Origin of the sequence: Sphingobacterium sp. UBA2610, assembly GCF_002339225.1 — a bacterium.
Taxonomy (GTDB): Bacteria; Bacteroidota; Bacteroidia; order Sphingobacteriales; family Sphingobacteriaceae; genus Sphingobacterium; species Sphingobacterium multivorum.
Genome location: NZ_DDKA01000016.1, coordinates 30,229 through 45,928, shown reverse-complemented (window position 1 = coordinate 45,928; position 15,700 = coordinate 30,229). Strand labels below are relative to the sequence as shown.

Annotated in this window: 17 protein-coding genes; 6 read left to right on the top strand and 11 right to left on the bottom strand. The window is 40.7% G+C overall.

The window, feature by feature from the left end:
• Nucleotides 1–60: 60 nt before the first annotated feature.
• The 11 genes from B4Z47_RS10860 to B4Z47_RS10810 all read right to left on the bottom strand — a co-directional run bounded on the left by B4Z47_RS10860 (nt 61) and on the right by B4Z47_RS10810 (nt 9,814).
• Nucleotides 61–963, bottom strand: a complete 903-nt coding sequence (locus tag B4Z47_RS10860; protein ID WP_115047134.1) for a WD40 repeat domain-containing protein — start codon at nt 961–963, stop codon at nt 61–63.
• Nucleotides 964–1,221: 258 nt separating this feature from the next.
• Nucleotides 1,222–1,806 (bottom strand): bifunctional phosphoribosyl-AMP cyclohydrolase/phosphoribosyl-ATP diphosphatase HisIE, encoded by a 585-nt coding sequence (hisIE, locus tag B4Z47_RS10855; protein ID WP_115047132.1) that lies wholly within the window; start codon nt 1,804–1,806, stop codon nt 1,222–1,224.
• Nucleotides 1,807–1,929: 123 nt separating this feature from the next.
• Nucleotides 1,930–2,682 (bottom strand): imidazole glycerol phosphate synthase subunit HisF, encoded by a 753-nt coding sequence (gene hisF, locus B4Z47_RS10850; protein ID WP_070563353.1) that lies wholly within the window; start codon nt 2,680–2,682, stop codon nt 1,930–1,932.
• A gap of 1 nt (nt 2,683) precedes the next feature.
• Nucleotides 2,684–3,436: a HisA/HisF-related TIM barrel protein gene (locus tag B4Z47_RS10845; protein ID WP_046672344.1), complete on the bottom strand. Its 753-nt coding sequence runs from the start codon at nt 3,434–3,436 to the stop codon at nt 2,684–2,686.
• 12 nt (nt 3,437–3,448) lie between these two features.
• Nucleotides 3,449–4,048 (bottom strand): imidazole glycerol phosphate synthase subunit HisH, encoded by a 600-nt coding sequence (hisH, locus tag B4Z47_RS10840; RefSeq protein WP_046672343.1) that lies wholly within the window; start codon nt 4,046–4,048, stop codon nt 3,449–3,451.
• Nucleotide 4,049: 1 nt separating this feature from the next.
• A complete protein-coding gene (hisB, locus tag B4Z47_RS10835; protein WP_046672342.1) occupies nt 4,050–5,189 on the bottom strand; it encodes a bifunctional histidinol-phosphatase/imidazoleglycerol-phosphate dehydratase HisB in 1,140 nt (379 codons plus the stop codon).
• A 4-nt stretch (nt 5,190–5,193) separates the two neighbouring features.
• The gene (gene hisC / locus B4Z47_RS10830) at nt 5,194–6,252 is read right to left on the bottom strand and encodes a histidinol-phosphate transaminase (RefSeq protein ID WP_115047130.1); all 1,059 of its coding nucleotides are present in this window, start codon (nt 6,250–6,252) and stop codon (nt 5,194–5,196) included.
• 118 nt (nt 6,253–6,370) lie between these two features.
• Nucleotides 6,371–7,282, bottom strand: a complete 912-nt coding sequence (locus tag B4Z47_RS10825) for a ribonuclease Z (RefSeq protein ID WP_115047128.1) — start codon at nt 7,280–7,282, stop codon at nt 6,371–6,373.
• A 1-nt stretch (nt 7,283) separates the two neighbouring features.
• A complete protein-coding gene (locus tag B4Z47_RS10820) occupies nt 7,284–7,664 on the bottom strand; it encodes an STAS domain-containing protein (RefSeq protein WP_046672339.1) in 381 nt (126 codons plus the stop codon).
• A gap of 33 nt (nt 7,665–7,697) precedes the next feature.
• Complete coding sequence (locus tag B4Z47_RS10815) at nt 7,698–8,648, bottom strand: phosphoribosylaminoimidazolesuccinocarboxamide synthase (RefSeq protein WP_115049435.1); 951 nt, start codon at nt 8,646–8,648, stop codon at nt 7,698–7,700.
• A gap of 200 nt (nt 8,649–8,848) precedes the next feature.
• Nucleotides 8,849–9,814 carry a PhoH family protein gene (locus B4Z47_RS10810; protein WP_046672338.1) on the bottom strand — a complete coding sequence of 322 codons (966 nt, stop codon included), beginning with the start codon at nt 9,812–9,814 and terminating at the stop codon, nt 8,849–8,851.
• Between the two features lie 351 nt (nt 9,815–10,165).
• Between B4Z47_RS10810 and B4Z47_RS10805 the strand changes: the two genes are divergently transcribed.
• The 6 genes from B4Z47_RS10805 (at nt 10,166) to ccsA (ending at nt 15,602) form a co-directional block, all read left to right on the top strand.
• The gene (locus B4Z47_RS10805; RefSeq protein ID WP_046672337.1) at nt 10,166–10,954 is read left to right on the top strand and encodes an SAM hydrolase/SAM-dependent halogenase family protein; all 789 of its coding nucleotides are present in this window, start codon (nt 10,166–10,168) and stop codon (nt 10,952–10,954) included.
• A 158-nt stretch (nt 10,955–11,112) separates the two neighbouring features.
• The gene (locus tag B4Z47_RS10800; protein ID WP_112373865.1) at nt 11,113–11,667 is read left to right on the top strand and encodes a hypothetical protein; all 555 of its coding nucleotides are present in this window, start codon (nt 11,113–11,115) and stop codon (nt 11,665–11,667) included.
• 160 nt (nt 11,668–11,827) lie between these two features.
• Nucleotides 11,828–13,663, top strand: coding sequence for an ABC transporter ATP-binding protein (locus B4Z47_RS10795; RefSeq protein ID WP_070563339.1), 1,836 nt, complete (start codon nt 11,828–11,830; stop codon nt 13,661–13,663).
• A 103-nt stretch (nt 13,664–13,766) separates the two neighbouring features.
• Complete coding sequence (locus B4Z47_RS10790) at nt 13,767–14,165, top strand: hypothetical protein (RefSeq protein ID WP_070563336.1); 399 nt, start codon at nt 13,767–13,769, stop codon at nt 14,163–14,165.
• Nucleotides 14,166–14,242: 77 nt separating this feature from the next.
• A complete protein-coding gene (locus B4Z47_RS10785) occupies nt 14,243–14,902 on the top strand; it encodes a heme exporter protein CcmB (RefSeq protein WP_046672334.1) in 660 nt (219 codons plus the stop codon).
• A 37-nt stretch (nt 14,903–14,939) separates the two neighbouring features.
• The gene (ccsA, locus tag B4Z47_RS10780; RefSeq protein WP_046672333.1) at nt 14,940–15,602 is read left to right on the top strand and encodes a cytochrome c biogenesis protein; all 663 of its coding nucleotides are present in this window, start codon (nt 14,940–14,942) and stop codon (nt 15,600–15,602) included.
• Nucleotides 15,603–15,700: the final 98 nt, after the last annotated feature.

Genomic DNA, 15,700 nt, shown 5'->3' with positions numbered 1-15,700 from the left:
CGCTACAAATGACTTTACTTTTTATGCCCCTAAGTTAGTCCGCACTTCCTGCCCGATCTTTTATACATGAAATTCCCAGATTTTCACTAGTTTGTCATCGCTGACGCTAAAGAAATATTGCCCATTTTCGGACCATGCTCCCGCATTTACAGATAAATGATGACCATCTTGCATCTTCTCGCGGCTCATATTTTTCAATAGTGCAAAATCGGCTGTGGACCAAAATTTCAACGATTTGTCGCGACTGACAGTAACAAAAATTGGTGCTTCAGGATGGGGATATATTCCATATACGGTAAACAGATGCGGTACAAACGAAAAATTAGTTGTCAATTGATTGGGGTCAGAAATCACCAATTGCGCATCCCGTCCACCGCTTAGCAATTTATTATGGATAAATGCCAGCGACGTAGCGGGCATGCTATGCAATTTTGCATCAGTAATAACATGAAAGTCAGTACTGTCCAAGGTATAAACTTTCCCATCTTTATCCCCTAATGCTATTCGTCCAAGTCTTTCATCAATTGCAATTGCGCGAATTGTTGTCGGGGATATATGCTTTTCGTAAATACATTTATAAGTTGTCAAATCGATGACATACAATGTTCCTTCTTCACCTACTGCCAGAAGTTCATTTTTCCAGGACATATAAGCCAATGCAAAAATAGCTTTGTTGCTCAGCTGTATACTTGCTCCAAGCTTTTGCTCTTCGACATCTACAAAAAGCAGTTTACCCTCACGCAAGGCTATGGCCAGAATCGGCGTCCCCGGGATCAACCGTAAAGCATAAACCGATGAACTTACCGCACAGAGAATACGCTTAAATGCATTTTGCTCAATATCCCATTCGACAACGCCCTTATCGTTACCAGCCGTAAAAAAAGTATCTGCATAGTAGCCCTTCTCTACACAAAAAATAGGGTTTTGATGCCCTGGTAACGTCGATTTTAATGTAATATCCATAGTAATTCGCTAAAATGCCTTCTCTATTCGGAGCACCTGTTTTAAGCCTATTTTTTTATGTTATAGGACCGAATTCTCCGCTGACTGAGCTGTGATCCAGTAAAGATCAATACAGCAATACGTATTGTTAGTCGGTAGAAACAAGAAGTGCAGTATATCCACAAATATACTGCACTTCTTAGATTATTTTGTCATCTTAGCTTAAAGCCTTCTTTCCGCTTCAGATTTTGTTCAACGCTGATGCCGTCGTCCAAATACCTATTGATGTCTGCTCTCGAGGTTTTTCGCAATTGTTTCCAAAGAAAATCCTTTCTCACGCAACAATACGATCAAATGAAACAATAAGTCTGAAGTTTCATTAATAAAATCAGTATCCGTTTCGGTCAATGCTGCAATGACTGTTTCTACGGCTTCCTCGCCAACCTTTTGCGCAATCTTATTGATACCGCGAGAACGCAGACGATTGACATAAGATTCGTCAGAAGGATGTTCATAGCGATGGTTGACAATACGCTCTAGCTCCAACAGAAAGTTTTGGTTGAAGTCTGTATTAAAACAACTTCTGCTTCCTGTATGACAGGTAGGTCCCATTGGTTCTGCTTTGATCAAAACAGTATCCTTATCGCAATCAACATGGATGCTTTTTACATTCAAAAAGTTTCCACTTTCCTCTCCTTTTGTCCAGAGGCGATTTTTGCTTCGGGAGAAAAACGTAACGCGTTTCTCTGCTTGTGTCTTCTCCCAAGCTTCCTCGTTCATATAGCCTAACATCAACACTTCCAATGTTTGGAAGTCCTGCACAATCACTGGAACAAGGCCGTCACTTTTTGCAAAATCTAACATGATTTTAGTATTTCAATTTTTAATTATTTTCGAAGAGCCATGAGCCCAGTTTAATTTCTCAGGATTTCTTTCAGCAAGTTTATAACTTCCACCCCTTTGATTATCGATCTTTACTCCGCTATCCTATCTTACGACAATACCATTTTGGCGTAAGGTAGCTTTAAGATCGGGGATCAATATTTCACCATAATGGAAGACCGATGCCGCCAGGGCAGCATCCACGTTAGCTTGTTGAAAAACATCGACAAAATGCTGTTGATTACCGGCACCGCCAGAAGCAATCAGTGGAATATGAATCTGGTCGTTTATTGTTTTTAAAAAACCATTGTCAAAGCCATTTTTTGTTCCATCATGATCCATTGACGTCAACAGGATCTCTCCTGCTCCACGTTCTTGCGCTTCAAGGATCCAATCCGCTGTGTCCAATTCCGTCTTAATGCGTCCGCCGCTCAGATGCACAAAATTCTGACCTTCGATCGACCGGGTATCCACAGCAACCACAACAAATTGTGCACCAAAAGCTGCAGCCATCTGGTTGATAAGAGCAGGATTGCGTACCGCAGCGGAATTGATGGATATTTTGTCTGCACCTGCATTCAACAGGATATCAGCATCTCTGATTTCATTGATACCACCGCCGATTGTAAAGGGAATATTCACTTGACGTGCGACTGCTTTGACCAGATCAATTGTCGTTTTACGCCCCTCATGCGTTGCTGTAATATCCAGAAAAACGAGTTCATCAGCCCCTTGTTGAGAATATTCATAGGCCAATTCAACGGGATCACCCGCATCGCGCAGATCCACAAAATTGACTCCTTTTACCGTCCGCCCATCTTTGACATCCAAACAGGGAATTATACGTTTTGCCAGCATTTTAAAATCTGATTAACGATTTTAAATTCCAATCTTTGATTTCATCGATCGAGATTCTATTTTCATAGATTGCTTTACCAACGACAACAGATTCTACACTGCCCAATTCCTGAAGTTTCTGAATATCGTCCATTGAACTGATCCCACCAGAAGCTATTAACTTGATAATCGGAGAATGGCTCAACAACTTTTGGTACAGTTCAACGCCTGCACCGCCCAATTTTCCATCTTTACTAATATCGGTACATAAGAACCTAAAGAATCCTAAAACCAAGCATTTATCAATATATTCGATCAATTTGATTGGCGAACTTTCCAACCAACCCGAGTATTTGATTACCTCATCCAAAACGTCGATTGCAATAACGATGTGGTCGGCATATTTTACTTTACCTTCGTTCAACGTAGCCAGCTCCTCCAAGAATGAAGGATTGGTGATTGCCTGTGTTCCGACAATAACGCGATAAATCCCGGCATCAACCAATTCCTTAACCTTTTCGATACTTCTTACACCACCGCCATACTGAATTTTCATATCTGTCTTTTGGATGATATCAAATAAATAGGCCTGATTGCTGAAGTCTCCTTTTGCACCATTTAAATCAATGATATGGACGAGTTCCGTACCATTTGCACGATAGGTTTCGATTTGCTCTTCTAAACTAATCGCATACGTTGTAACGTCATTGTAGTTACCCTCTCTCAAGCGGACAACTTTTTTGTCCAAGACATCTATTGCTGGAATGATATACATAGTCGAATATTTTTAATCAATTTGAATAGTTGAAAAATTGAGCAGCAGCTGCTCTCCTGCTTTTCCAGATTTCTCTGGATGAAATTGTACGCCAAAGAAATTGTCTTTGGAAATTGCAGCCGAAAAAGGCTGTCCATAGACACATTTCGCCGCAGTATATGTCGCATCGAATTCGATAAAGTACGAGTGGACAAAATAAAAATAAGTCTGGTCTTCAATATGTGCAAATAAAGGACTGTTTGCTGGCACGGAAACACTATTCCAGCCCATATGTGGTACTTTACCCGACTTTTCGGCATCAAAATGTAAGGTCTTCAAAGGAAATAGCTTTAACATTTCGGCATTTCCTTCTTCTGAAAAAGCCGTCAGTAATTGCATACCAACACAAATACCCAACACAGGTTTTTTTAGCTTTTTGATATAGGGCACCAATCCCGATTCCTGTAGTTTGTCCATCGCGGCTCCAGCGTGGCCCACTCCAGGAATGATGATACGATCGTATTGATCGATCTCATCGGCAGTATTGACCATACCATAGGTAAGCCCAACACGATCCAGTGCCGCTGTCAAGGAGAAAATATTCCCCGCACCGTAATTAATAATTCCTATCATCTTACAATACTCCTTTTGTACTTGGCAATTGCATATGGTCGGCATCGCGTCTTACCGCTTTCTTGATAGATTTAGCAAAAGCTTTGAAAATCGCTTCGATCTTATGGTGCTCATTGTCACCTTCAGCTTTAATGTTTAAATTCGATCGTGAAGCATCTGAAAACGACTTAAAGAAGTGGAAAAACATTTCCGTAGGCATATCGCCGATCTTCTCCCGCTTAAATGCCGCATCCCACACTATCCAGTTGCGACCACCAAAATCCAATGCAACCTGAGCCAAACAATCATCCATCGGCAACGTATAGGAGTAGCGCTCAATTCCACGTTTATCCCCTAAAACCTTCAAAAAGATCTCGCCCAGCGCAATACCGGTATCTTCGATGGTATGATGTTCGTCGATATGAAGATCCCCTTTCGCCTTAATGGTCAAATCAAGTGCTCCATGTCTAGCCAATTGATCCAGCATATGGTCGAAAAACGGTAACCCCGTTTCGATGTCTGACTTACCCGAACCATCCAGATTCAACTGAATAAAAATATCAGTTTCATTGGTTTTACGATGATGTTCGGCAGTGCGCGTACCCAATTTAAGGAATTCATACACCGTCTTCCAATCCGTTGTCTCTAAAGCTATAACAGTTGAATCTATCGCAAGGTTTTCCAAAGCACCTAATTGATCGTTTGCACGCAGCCAAATTGCCTTTGCACCGAGGTTTTGTGCCAATTTAACATCGTTCACACGATCGCCGATGACGAAGGATTGGCTCAAATCGTATTTCGACGCATCAAAATAGGCTCCAAGCATACCAACTCCCGGTTTTCGGGTTTCCGCATTCTCGTGTGGAAAGGTTTTATCAATATGTTCCTCGGCAAACACTACGCCTTCTCCTGCAAACGTATCAATCACAAAATGATGGACTGGCCAGAAATTCTCTTCCGGATGGGAAGACGTTCCTAAACCATCTTGGTTGGAAACCAAGATCAATTCGAAATCCAGCTCCTTTGCGATACGTGGTAGATACTGCAAAGCACCAGGATAGAATTTTAATTTGGCAAAAGAATCGATTTGTTCGTCTTCAGGTTCCAAAATCAATGTTCCATCGCGGTCTATAAACAGTACACGTTTTAAGTTATCAGGCATAGTATTATTTATTGATTTGATTAAGTTTTTCTAACAATGTTTTATTTTCAGCCGGTGTACCGACCGTGATCCGTAGACAGCCTTCACACAGTTCGACTTTGGATCTATCTCTAACGATAATTCCATATTGAACGAGATAATCGTAAACTTCACGTGGCTGCTCCATCTTCACCAAAATAAAGTTGGCATCAGAAGGTGTAATATGCTGCACATAATCCAGTTCAAGCAATCCACGCACCAGTTGCTCACGTTCTGCCACTGTCTCCTTGATCCAGTCATTGACTTGATCAACCTGATCTAAGGCTTCCAATACAATATCTTGTGTCGCTTGATTAATGTTGTATGGTGGTTTTATTTTATTGTAAACAGCGATAATCTCCTTACTGGCAAAAGCCATACCCAAGCGTAAGGCCGCAAGCCCCCAGGCTTTGGATAAGGTCTGCAATACCACTAGATTGGGGTATTCAGCCAGTTCTTGCGTAAATGACTTGACAGCAGAAAAATTAATATAGGCCTCATCCACTACCACAAGCCCCTGGAAATTATTCAGGATTGCTTCAATATCCTGACGACGGATTGAGTTTCCGGTTGGATTATTCGGAGAACAGATAAAAATCAGTTTAGTATGTGCGTCTATTGCATTGGCAATACCATCCAAATCCAGCTGGTAATCAGCAGTAAGGTTTACCTTTTTGAAAGCAACATCATTGATGTTCGCCGAGACTTCATACATCCCGTAGGTTGGCGGAACTAATATGACATTGTCAACACCAGGGGTACAAAATGCACGGTATAAAATATCAATAGCTTCATCACTTCCATTTCCCAAAAAGATATTCTCTAATGGTACACCTTTTATTTTAGAAAGTTTTGCTTTAACTTGATGTTGGAGAGGGTCTGGATATCGGTTGTAATCATGGTTTAAGGGGGATCCAAAAGGATTTTCATTGGCATCAATCAATATGGATGCCTCCCCTTTAAATTCATCTCTTGCGGATGAATAAGGTACGAGCTTCTTAATATTTTCCCGTAGTAGGTTGTTTAAGTTGAATGGATTATCCATTATAAAAAAATTAGAGCCGTAAACTTAGATAAATTGTTCATCATATGCAATATAATAAGCAATTATTCATAGGTGTTAACCCGTTTATCGTTGGGATATCAGAGAAAATTCAAAAAAATTAAACGGAAAACCACCGACCTTCCACAGAGAGTTCCGTATTTGGGAATACAGTTCTTGCTTCTTCCAATAGGGGATTTAAATCTCTGTACCGCGCTGAATAATGACCCAATAGCAACTTCTTTGCGTGAGTTTCCTGGGCGATCTCTCCAGCCTCCAGCGCTGTGGTGTGAAATGTCTCTTTTGCGCGGTCGACCATATCGTGCAAGAATGTGGACTCATGATACATCAGATTAGCCTTTTGCACATAAGGCAGGTATTCCGGCGTTCGTACGGTATCCGAACAATACACATAACTGCGCGATAAGGGAGCAGGAAGGCTCAGGTCATCCGCAGTATATACTTTACCACTTTCATCGACGTAATCAAATCCTTTTTTGATCATCGGAAAATAAGCGGTGGGTATATTCAGTTCCTGTACGACATCGCCAAGCAATGTTCGTGCACGGGGCCCCTCATCAAAACGAAAGCCTGTACAGGCAATACGATGCTTTAATGGAAAAGTGCTTACTTTTAATGTTCTGTTTTCAAAAATGACCCCCGGCTTTTCGGGCGAAATCGGATGAAAAACAAGATTATAGCGTAAAATAGTCTCGGAATGCAAAAATTGCACATCTAAAATTTCCTTTAACGCAGGTGGCCCATACAAATGGAGATCACTTTTTCGGCCGACAAGGTGCATCGATGAAAGCAGCCCCACCAAACCCAAATAATGATCCCCATGCAGATGGCTAATAAATATATGTCCTAAACGATTGCTTTTGATGCCGTATCGGCTAAGTTGCATTTGTGTACCTTCTCCACAGTCGATCAAAAACAATTGCTCATTAAAGTTCAACACTTGGCTAGTCGGATGACGATCAAACATCGGTGTGGCCGAGCTATTTCCCAATATCAGAACTTCAAACTTCATATTAATCCTCGATTGCCCCCCGATACTCAGATTCCAATTCGTGTGCAAAGATTAAATCTTCCGCCACCTTTAAAGATGGTGCTATTTTCAGCGATTTATCCAAATGCGACACACGAACCATATCCATTAACGTTGGACAAAGATTAACCAAAATAAATATGCCCCCAACAGACTGACATAAACGATGGGCAAGCACACCTAAACGGATACCTACCTCGTCCGTTTGCTTAACGTGGATCATATCCAAAACGATATTCCGTTGTCCAATCGTATTCCGCAACAAAAACTCCCCTTTGAGTTTAGCGGCATTATCCGCGTCAATCACATCGACATGAGGTTCTATGACAATATAGCGATCGTGCTTATCAATGGTATACTTCATTAGTCTATCTCCTTTGTTTGAGGATACAATGTACTAATAATTTAGCGTTTTCAAGGCCTTTGCCACATTTCTTTCCACACGTTCCAGTACGTTTTCCTGATCTGGATACACAAACTTCTCTCCGACGATATGCTCGTAAAGCTCAATATAACGTTCAGAAATGGAAGCGACAATCTCATCCGTCATCTCCGGAACAACCTGACCGTCTTTCCCTTGGAAGCCGTTTTCAATTAACCATTTGCGAACAAACTCCTTCGACAATTGCTTTTGTGCCTCACCTTTTTCCTGACGTTCCGCATAACCTTCCGCATAAAAATAACGGGAAGAATCTGGTGTATGGATCTCGTCGATCAGCACAATTTTCCCATCTTTTTTTCCAAACTCATATTTTGTATCCACCAAAATAAGCCCTCTTTGCGCGGCAATTTCGGTACCCCTTTGGAACAACGCTTTGGTATATTGCTCCAATTGAACATAATCTTCTTCGCTTACGATGCCTTTTTTCAAGATATCGGCACGTGAAATATCTTCATCATGTCCAACAGCAGCCTTTGTTGTCGGTGTAATAATTGGCTCAGGCAATTTGTCATTTTCTTTCAGTCCTTCTGGCAATGCCTCACCACATACTTCACGTTTGCCAGTAGCATATTCACGCCAAGCGTGTCCTGACAAGTAGCCCCGAATAACCATTTCCACTTTAAACGGCTCGCATAGCTGACCGATAGTTACACTGGGGTCCGGCACAGACACGACCCAATTTGGAATAATATCAGCCGTAGCCTTTAAAAATTTGGCTGCAATTTGATTCAACACCTGTCCTTTATAAGGAATAGGACGCGGAAGTACCACATCAAATGCTGAAATACGATCTGAGGCAACCATCGCCAAATACGTATCGGCAATCGTATACACGTCACGTACTTTTCCACGGTAAAAAGCAGTCTGATTTTCGAAATTGAAATTTGTTTCTTTTATAGCATTCATGTTCAACGTAAAATTCAAATGTAAGTAATTGTTCATTTATGACTGCGATCAATGGCATTCATAAATGCAGCGCATTTATTTAAGAGCTCGCTGTACTCGATTTGCCTTTTAATCAGGCTATTTGAACTATATCAGTCGGCACCTTTTGTACCCATGCCAAACTGGGATATCCCAAATCATACGTTTGCAGCATAGACCGATTAAATATCGCCATACGCTTCGAGGATGCGGCGAACCAATTTATGGCGAACCACATCTCCACCGCTGAGGTGGATAATGTCTATTCCTTCGATATTCTCCAATAGGCGAATTGAAGTAGACAATCCAGATTGATTTTTTTTCGGTAAATCTACCTGTGTCATATCACCGGTAACGATAAATTTTGCCGTTGGCCCCATACGTGTCAAAAACATCTTCAGCTGCATATCCGTTGCATTCTGAGCTTCGTCCAGAATCACAAAGCAGTTGTCCAATGTTCGTCCACGCATAAACGCTAGAGGTGCAACTTCAATGGTCCGATTTTCCAGGTAACCTTTTAGCTTTTCTGCTGGAATCATATCGTCCAATGCATCGTAGAGCGGTCTCAAATAGGGGTCTACCTTCTCCTTTAAGTCGCCCGGCAAAAAACCGAGATTTTCGCCGGCCTCGACGGCTGGTCTCGTTAGAATGATCCTTTTGATTTCTTTATTTCGAAGTGCCCTAACAGCTAATGCAACCGCCGTATAGGTCTTTCCTGTACCCGCCGGTCCAATAGCAAATAAGATATCATTTTTCGAAATACTATCCACCATCTTCCGTTGGTTGGCCGTACGTGCACGTACAATAAGGCCATTAGGTCCATACACGATCGGTTCGGATCCAAAGGCTGCATGTTTGGCCGCAAGTTCTTTTTCCTGCTGAACAGCAGAACCTGCACTTGCTCCAAGGAGATTTTCAAAATCCAATAAAGTAATGTTGTTAAATTTCTCCAGATGAGCCATGACTTCCTTAAACGATTGCTCAAACAGGTCTAATTCCTTCGCGTCTCCCAACACCTTCATTTCACTCCCGCGAGCTACAATCCGCAGTTTTGGGAATTGCTTCTTCAAATAATCGAAGTGCTCATTGTCTGCTCCCCATAATATGGGCAAATTCAGACCATCTAATGCAATTAGTAATTCGTTCAAATTTTATCCTATTTAGAATTAATTAGATTGTAGCCATTACACAATATCGTTCCTGTATAATACTATTCAAAATTAACGTATTCTAACGAAACAACCAAGAAGATACGGCGTACAAACGACGATGATTTATAAGCTTATGGAGACAGCCGACAAAGGGGCACAAAGATTTCGTTATGCATAAAATCTTCGCTATGTTTTTGTATATCAATCGAAAAAAGACAGATTCAAAATAAGTTATCCAATTAACTTTATAAATCATCTGATAAATAGTAATTTTGTCCACTATTTAGATAAATTTAAGGGTATATTTAAGGGAATTCGACAGCAAATCAATCTAGGATTTAGATTATAATGGCAGTAATTACATTAACAACAGACTTAGGACACAAAGATTTTTATCAAGCCGCGTTAAAGGGTAGTCTTTTATCGCAATTGTCCGGTGCCAATATTGTTGATATTACCCACGAAATTCCAGCATTCAATATCCCTCGGGCGGCCTTTGTATTAGGCAATGCTTATCATTATTTCCCTAAAGGAACCGTACATATTATCGGAATTAACACCCTGTTTCATGAGGAGTCGAAATATATCGGCATGAAATACAACGATCATTATTTCGTCGGGGCCGACAACGGTATTTTCAGCTTATTGTTGAATGGCAATGAACCCCAGGAACTGTATGAGCTCAACTTAATGCAGGACCTCCGGTACCTTCACTTTCCGCTCGCAGATATTCTTTCTAAATCTGCTTGTCATATTGCCAAGGGTGGCAAGCTGAAAGAAATCGGTACTTCAATGCAACAGCTCATCGAAAAAGTAACTTTGCAGCCTATCTTTGATAAAGACATGATCCGAGGCAATGTCATTTATGTTGATGCATTCGGCAACGCCATTACCAATATCTCGAAAGATCTATTCAATAAAGTTCAGAAAGGACGTCATTTTGTCCTCTATTTTAAACGTAATGAAACCATTACCAATCTTTCCTGGCATTACAATGAAGTCGGAGAAGGAGAGAAACTTTGTTTATTTGGCATTTCCAACTATCTTGAAATCGCCATCAATAAAGGTAATGCCAGCCAGCTACTCGGACTTCATGATGACGATTCCAATGTTATTCGTATAGAATTTAAAGATTAATTTCATAAATTCATTTGTCGTGATTTCGCTCCATTTTTTTATCCTTGGTCAAACTGACCACAAGGCTAAAATTGTAGTTGTAGCTTCGTGGCAAAATAAAATTTTACCATCAACGTTAGTTTAAACTAGACATTTGATTAAATAGATCGTCCAAATACATGATGAAATTCTTAAAATTCCTACTTCCAATCGCCGTTCTATTTTGCTTCTTTGGACAGGCCAAGTCGCAAAACAACCCAGATTCCAGCTCTTTTGAGGTCCAACGAAGCCGTGTAAATGACCTACTCGATGCCCGTCAACAGAAATTCGGGGCCTATGACACGAGCCTCACTCAAAAAACAGGACTTTTTGGCCTTTTCAAATCAAAAGGCGACATGCAAAAGAGCATTGATATCCTTAAAGATATTGTTATCACCGACAATAACATTTTCTTAGAGACTCAAAAACTATTGAAAATCAAAGATTTTGAGAAGGATAAATTCCAACAATTGGCAACAGATTACGACAAGCAGGTATCAGCCTATATAGGCACCATAAGTAAGCTTCAAAAAGAGAACGAGAAACTGCGGGCACAGATTGACAAAACATCAGGCAACGGAGGTATAGGCAATATCCTGCTCTATATCGCTTTACTTGTTATCGCCGTATTAGGATATTTACTGTATAAATTTAACGCGCAACTAAAAGCTTCGAAACAACAAAATTTAGGATAAAGCAGCGGCAACAAGCATTTGCACAAGTACAAGCCTCTTAAAACAGCCGTTTTAAATCAGAAAAAGTACGGTTTAGTTCAAAAAATTGACTAAAGTATGATAGCAAAATATTTTTAATCTCTTTACATTTGTCCTCGCAACAAAATTTGAAGTAGCGGATATGGCAAGAGGATTCAACAGCGGTAACAAACAAGAAGAAGATCTACCAAAACCAAAATTGAATAAAGAGCTCCTATTGAGAGCATCTAAATTGATGACCTATTTAAAACCTTATCGTTTTAAATTTGGGGTCGGCATGTTTTTCTTGGTATTATCCAGTTTGGCCATGCTCGCCTTTCCGGCTTTGCTTGGTGCCATGATTGATGCCGCGCAAGGCAAGCAAACTTATCCATGGCTTGCACCACATGTTTATTATATTGGTGGAATTGCCTTTATTATTCTGTCTTTTCTGTCAGTCGTTTCTTTTTTTCGTATCCGAATTTTTGTTGAGATTGCCGAACGTACGCTATCCGCATTACGCAAGGATACTTATCTTAAGCTGATTTCTTTGCCAATTGAATTTTTCGCCAATCGTCGTGTTGGGGAATTAAACAGCCGCCTGTCTGCTGACCTTTCACAGATCCAGGATACGTTAACAACAACTCTGGCTGAAATCTTAAGACAGTTGATTAGTCTTTGTTTCGGTGTGTTCCTTTTGGTTTGGGTATCGCCCAAACTTGCCCTCATGAACCTTTGTATTTTACCGATCATTGTTGTAGCTGCTATTATTTTCGGAAAATTCATCCGCGAATTGTCCAGACAGGCCCAGGATAAAATGGCCGAGTCAAATAGTATCGTTCAAGAAACATTATTGGGAATAAGCAACGTAAAAGCCTTTGTGAATGAGTACTTCGAGTTTAATCGCTACAGCAATCAAATGGATTCAGTGGTAAAGTTGGCAGTCAAAGGAGCTACTTTCCGTGGTGCATTTGCCTCTTTTATTATTTTCTGTATTTTCGGTGCGGTGATTGCTGTCATCTGGTACGGCGCAGCATTGGTTTCTATCCATGAAATGACTGTAGGCGACCTGACTACTTATATCTTGTATTCGATGTTTGTTGCAGGCTCCATGGGCAGTTTCCCCGAGCTCTATGCCAATATCCAACGCTCTTTGGGCGCCAGTGAACGGATCTTGGAAATTTTAGATGAGCCCCAAGAACACCTCAATGTAAAACCAACTTGCAAGGAAGTGCACAAGACCATGACCGGAAAACTAAGCTTCAACCATGTTTCCTTTGCCTATCCAAGCCGCCCCGATATTGAAATTCTGAAAGACATCAACTTTACAGCCAATGCTGGCGATAAAATAGCCATCGTTGGACCGAGTGGAACCGGAAAATCAACAATAGCTTCATTGATTCTACAATTCTACACAGCCAATAAAGGGGAAGTATATTACGATGACAAACCGGCATCCGATTTTGAACTTTGCGATATCCGCAACCAGGTCGCTATCGTGCCGCAAGATGTTTTGCTGTTTGGCGGAACAATACGTGAAAATATAGCCTATGGTAAGCTCGATGCCACGGAAGATGAAATAATAGCGGCTGCAAAACGTGCCAACGCACATCAATTTATATTAAATTTCCCCGAAAGCTATGACACCTTAGTTGGTGAACGTGGCGTTAAACTCTCTGGTGGTCAGCGCCAACGGATTGCCATTGCGCGTGCACTATTAAAAGATCCTGCAATCCTTATCTTGGACGAAGCCACTTCTTCCCTAGACTCAGAATCAGAAAGACAAGTGCAGGAGGCGTTGGAAGAATTAATGCGTGGACGCACCTCGATCATTATTGCACACCGACTATCGACCATTATTGATGCCGATAAAATTATCGTTGTCGAAAATGGAATCGTGTCTGAGAGCGGTACGCACTTTGAACTGCTCCAAAAAGAAAGCGGTCTTTATCAGCACCTCTATAATCTGCAATCAAAGCAGCAGAAAATTGATATGTAAAATTTTGTTAATTATTGATTCTTTTTAAACAAATTCACCCTGGGATTGTTCATTTGGTATCATACTTGATTATCATTTGAATATATAACAAAATAGAAGAATTATGAAAAATAGCAAAAATGGATTAGTGGCATTTGCTTTGGTAGGATTAGCTGCGGGAGCTGCTGCATGGTATCTTTTAGGAACTGATGATGGAAAAAAACAATTAGATCGTGCAAATGACGGCATTAAAAGCTTAACTAAGTCATTGAAAGATCTTTCAAAAAAAGAAGCTAAAAAGGCACAAAAACTAGCGAACAGAGCTTCGGCTGAATTAGACAATTTGAAATCAAAAGCACAAGCAGCTTTCAGCAAAGCATCGGATGATGCAGATGCACTGAAAAACAAAGCAAAAGAAGCCGGCAGAGAAGCTTTGGACCACGCTAACAATGCCGCTCAAAATTTGGCAAGCAAAATCGACAATACAACTGATGCTGCAAAATCCAAAATTTCTAACGCATAAGTAAAAAAACAGCTTTTTTAAGAATTGATGGTTTTGGTCACTCCCGTGGTCAAAATACATTTGTATCTTTGCTGCATATGACTTTGCTGCAACAGGTAAAAACTTTAATTCTTAAAGACATCATTCTGGAATGGCGTTCAAAATATGCTATTAACGGAATTCTACTATATGTCGTATCAACTGTTTTCGTCTGCTATCAAGCGTTCAAATCAGTTGATACGGCTACATGGAATGCATTATTTTGGATCATTATGCTCTTCGCTTCGATCAATGCAATCAACAAAAGCTTCGTCCAAGAAAACCCAAACCGGCAACTTTACTACTATTCACTGGTTGATCCCAGAGCGATCATTTTAGCGAAAGTCATTTACAATATGATGATGATGACCCTGCTGGCGATCATTGCATATTTTGTCTATTCGACGATATTCAGAAACCCTGTCGGTGATCCAACACTTTACTTCATTTCGGTCATCTTAGGCAGCATCAGTTTCGCCACAGTCTTTACCATGATCTCCGGGATCAGCTCCAAAGCGGGCAACAACAGCACCTTAATGGCCATCTTGAGTTTCCCTGCCATCATCCCACTGTTAATCGTATTAATCAAGCTATCCCGCAATGCAATAGAGGGCCTGGAAAGGGCTTCCAGCAGCAAAGAAATAATCGTATTACTTGCAATTAATGTAATCACCATCACTATTTCTTTATTGTTATTTCCGTACCTTTGGCGAGATTAAGTGTCAGAATTGAGAACAAACTAAATTCAATTTATCCATGAGAAAAAAATGGTGGAAAATATTAGCGGTAATGATTATCTGTGCGGTCATTATCAATGGTCTTTTGGGACCTGTTCCCCGCCTATTCATCCTTCACGAAAGCATACGCAACGTTTATTTTCATGTCCCAATGTGGTCGGCTATGTTCGTTATGTACCTGGTTTCTGTTATTTATAGTATCAAATACCTCAATACGGGCAAACAGGAGTATGATTTAATGGCCATTGAAGCCGTTAATACCGGAATAACATTTTGTTTTCTTGGACTTGCAACAGGTATGCTTTGGGCAAACATCACCTGGGGAGAGCCTTGGCCAAACGACCCGAAGCTTAATGGCTCTGCCATAGCAACACTGATGTATCTAGCCTATTTGGTGCTCCGCAATGCGCTGGAAGAAGAACAAAAAAGAGCCAAAATATCGGCTGTGTACAATATCTTTGCATTTCCGATTATCATCGTGTTACTTTATATTCTGCCAAAGATGACAGACTCTCTTCACCCTGGAAGTGGAGGAAACGCCGCCTTTGGCGATTTAAAAATGAGCAGCGAGCTACGCCCTACATTTTATGCCGCGATGATCGGCTGGCCAATGATTGCAGCTTGGATTTGTTCACTTCGCTATAGAGTACGCCTGCTCGAAAAGAAAGACTTGAACGCATAATATTGAACGGCTAATACTGTACTTTATTTCTAAAATAAAGAAATCCGGTAAAACCCAATCAGTAAAAAACAGAATATTACATAAATCAAATAGCGTGT

Excerpts from the sequence above, each read along its gene's own strand:
- B4Z47_RS10860 (WP_115047134.1), bottom strand. The coding sequence starts at position 963 with ATGGATATTACATTAAAATCGACGTTACCAGGGCATCAAAACCCTATT.
- hisIE (WP_115047132.1), bottom strand. The coding sequence starts at position 1,806 with ATGTTAGATTTTGCAAAAAGTGACGGCCTTGTTCCAGTGATTGTGCAG.
- hisF (WP_070563353.1), bottom strand. The coding sequence starts at position 2,682 with ATGCTGGCAAAACGTATAATTCCCTGTTTGGATGTCAAAGATGGGCGG.
- B4Z47_RS10845 (WP_046672344.1), bottom strand. The coding sequence starts at position 3,436 with ATGTATATCATTCCAGCAATAGATGTCTTGGACAAAAAAGTTGTCCGC.
- hisH (WP_046672343.1), bottom strand. The coding sequence starts at position 4,048 with ATGATAGGAATTATTAATTACGGTGCGGGGAATATTTTCTCCTTGACA.
- hisB (WP_046672342.1), bottom strand. The coding sequence starts at position 5,189 with ATGCCTGATAACTTAAAACGTGTACTGTTTATAGACCGCGATGGAACA.
- hisC (WP_115047130.1), bottom strand. The coding sequence starts at position 6,252 with ATGGATAATCCATTCAACTTAAACAACCTACTACGGGAAAATATTAAG.
- B4Z47_RS10825 (WP_115047128.1), bottom strand. The coding sequence starts at position 7,282 with ATGAAGTTTGAAGTTCTGATATTGGGAAATAGCTCGGCCACACCGATG.
- B4Z47_RS10820 (WP_046672339.1), bottom strand. The coding sequence starts at position 7,664 with ATGAAGTATACCATTGATAAGCACGATCGCTATATTGTCATAGAACCT.
- B4Z47_RS10815 (WP_115049435.1), bottom strand. The coding sequence starts at position 8,648 with ATGAATGCTATAAAAGAAACAAATTTCAATTTCGAAAATCAGACTGCT.
- B4Z47_RS10805 (WP_046672337.1), top strand. The coding sequence starts at position 10,166 with ATGGCAGTAATTACATTAACAACAGACTTAGGACACAAAGATTTTTAT.
- B4Z47_RS10800 (WP_112373865.1), top strand. The coding sequence starts at position 11,113 with ATGATGAAATTCTTAAAATTCCTACTTCCAATCGCCGTTCTATTTTGC.
- B4Z47_RS10795 (WP_070563339.1), top strand. The coding sequence starts at position 11,828 with ATGGCAAGAGGATTCAACAGCGGTAACAAACAAGAAGAAGATCTACCA.
- B4Z47_RS10790 (WP_070563336.1), top strand. The coding sequence starts at position 13,767 with ATGAAAAATAGCAAAAATGGATTAGTGGCATTTGCTTTGGTAGGATTA.
- B4Z47_RS10785 (WP_046672334.1), top strand. The coding sequence starts at position 14,243 with ATGACTTTGCTGCAACAGGTAAAAACTTTAATTCTTAAAGACATCATT.
- ccsA (WP_046672333.1), top strand. The coding sequence starts at position 14,940 with ATGAGAAAAAAATGGTGGAAAATATTAGCGGTAATGATTATCTGTGCG.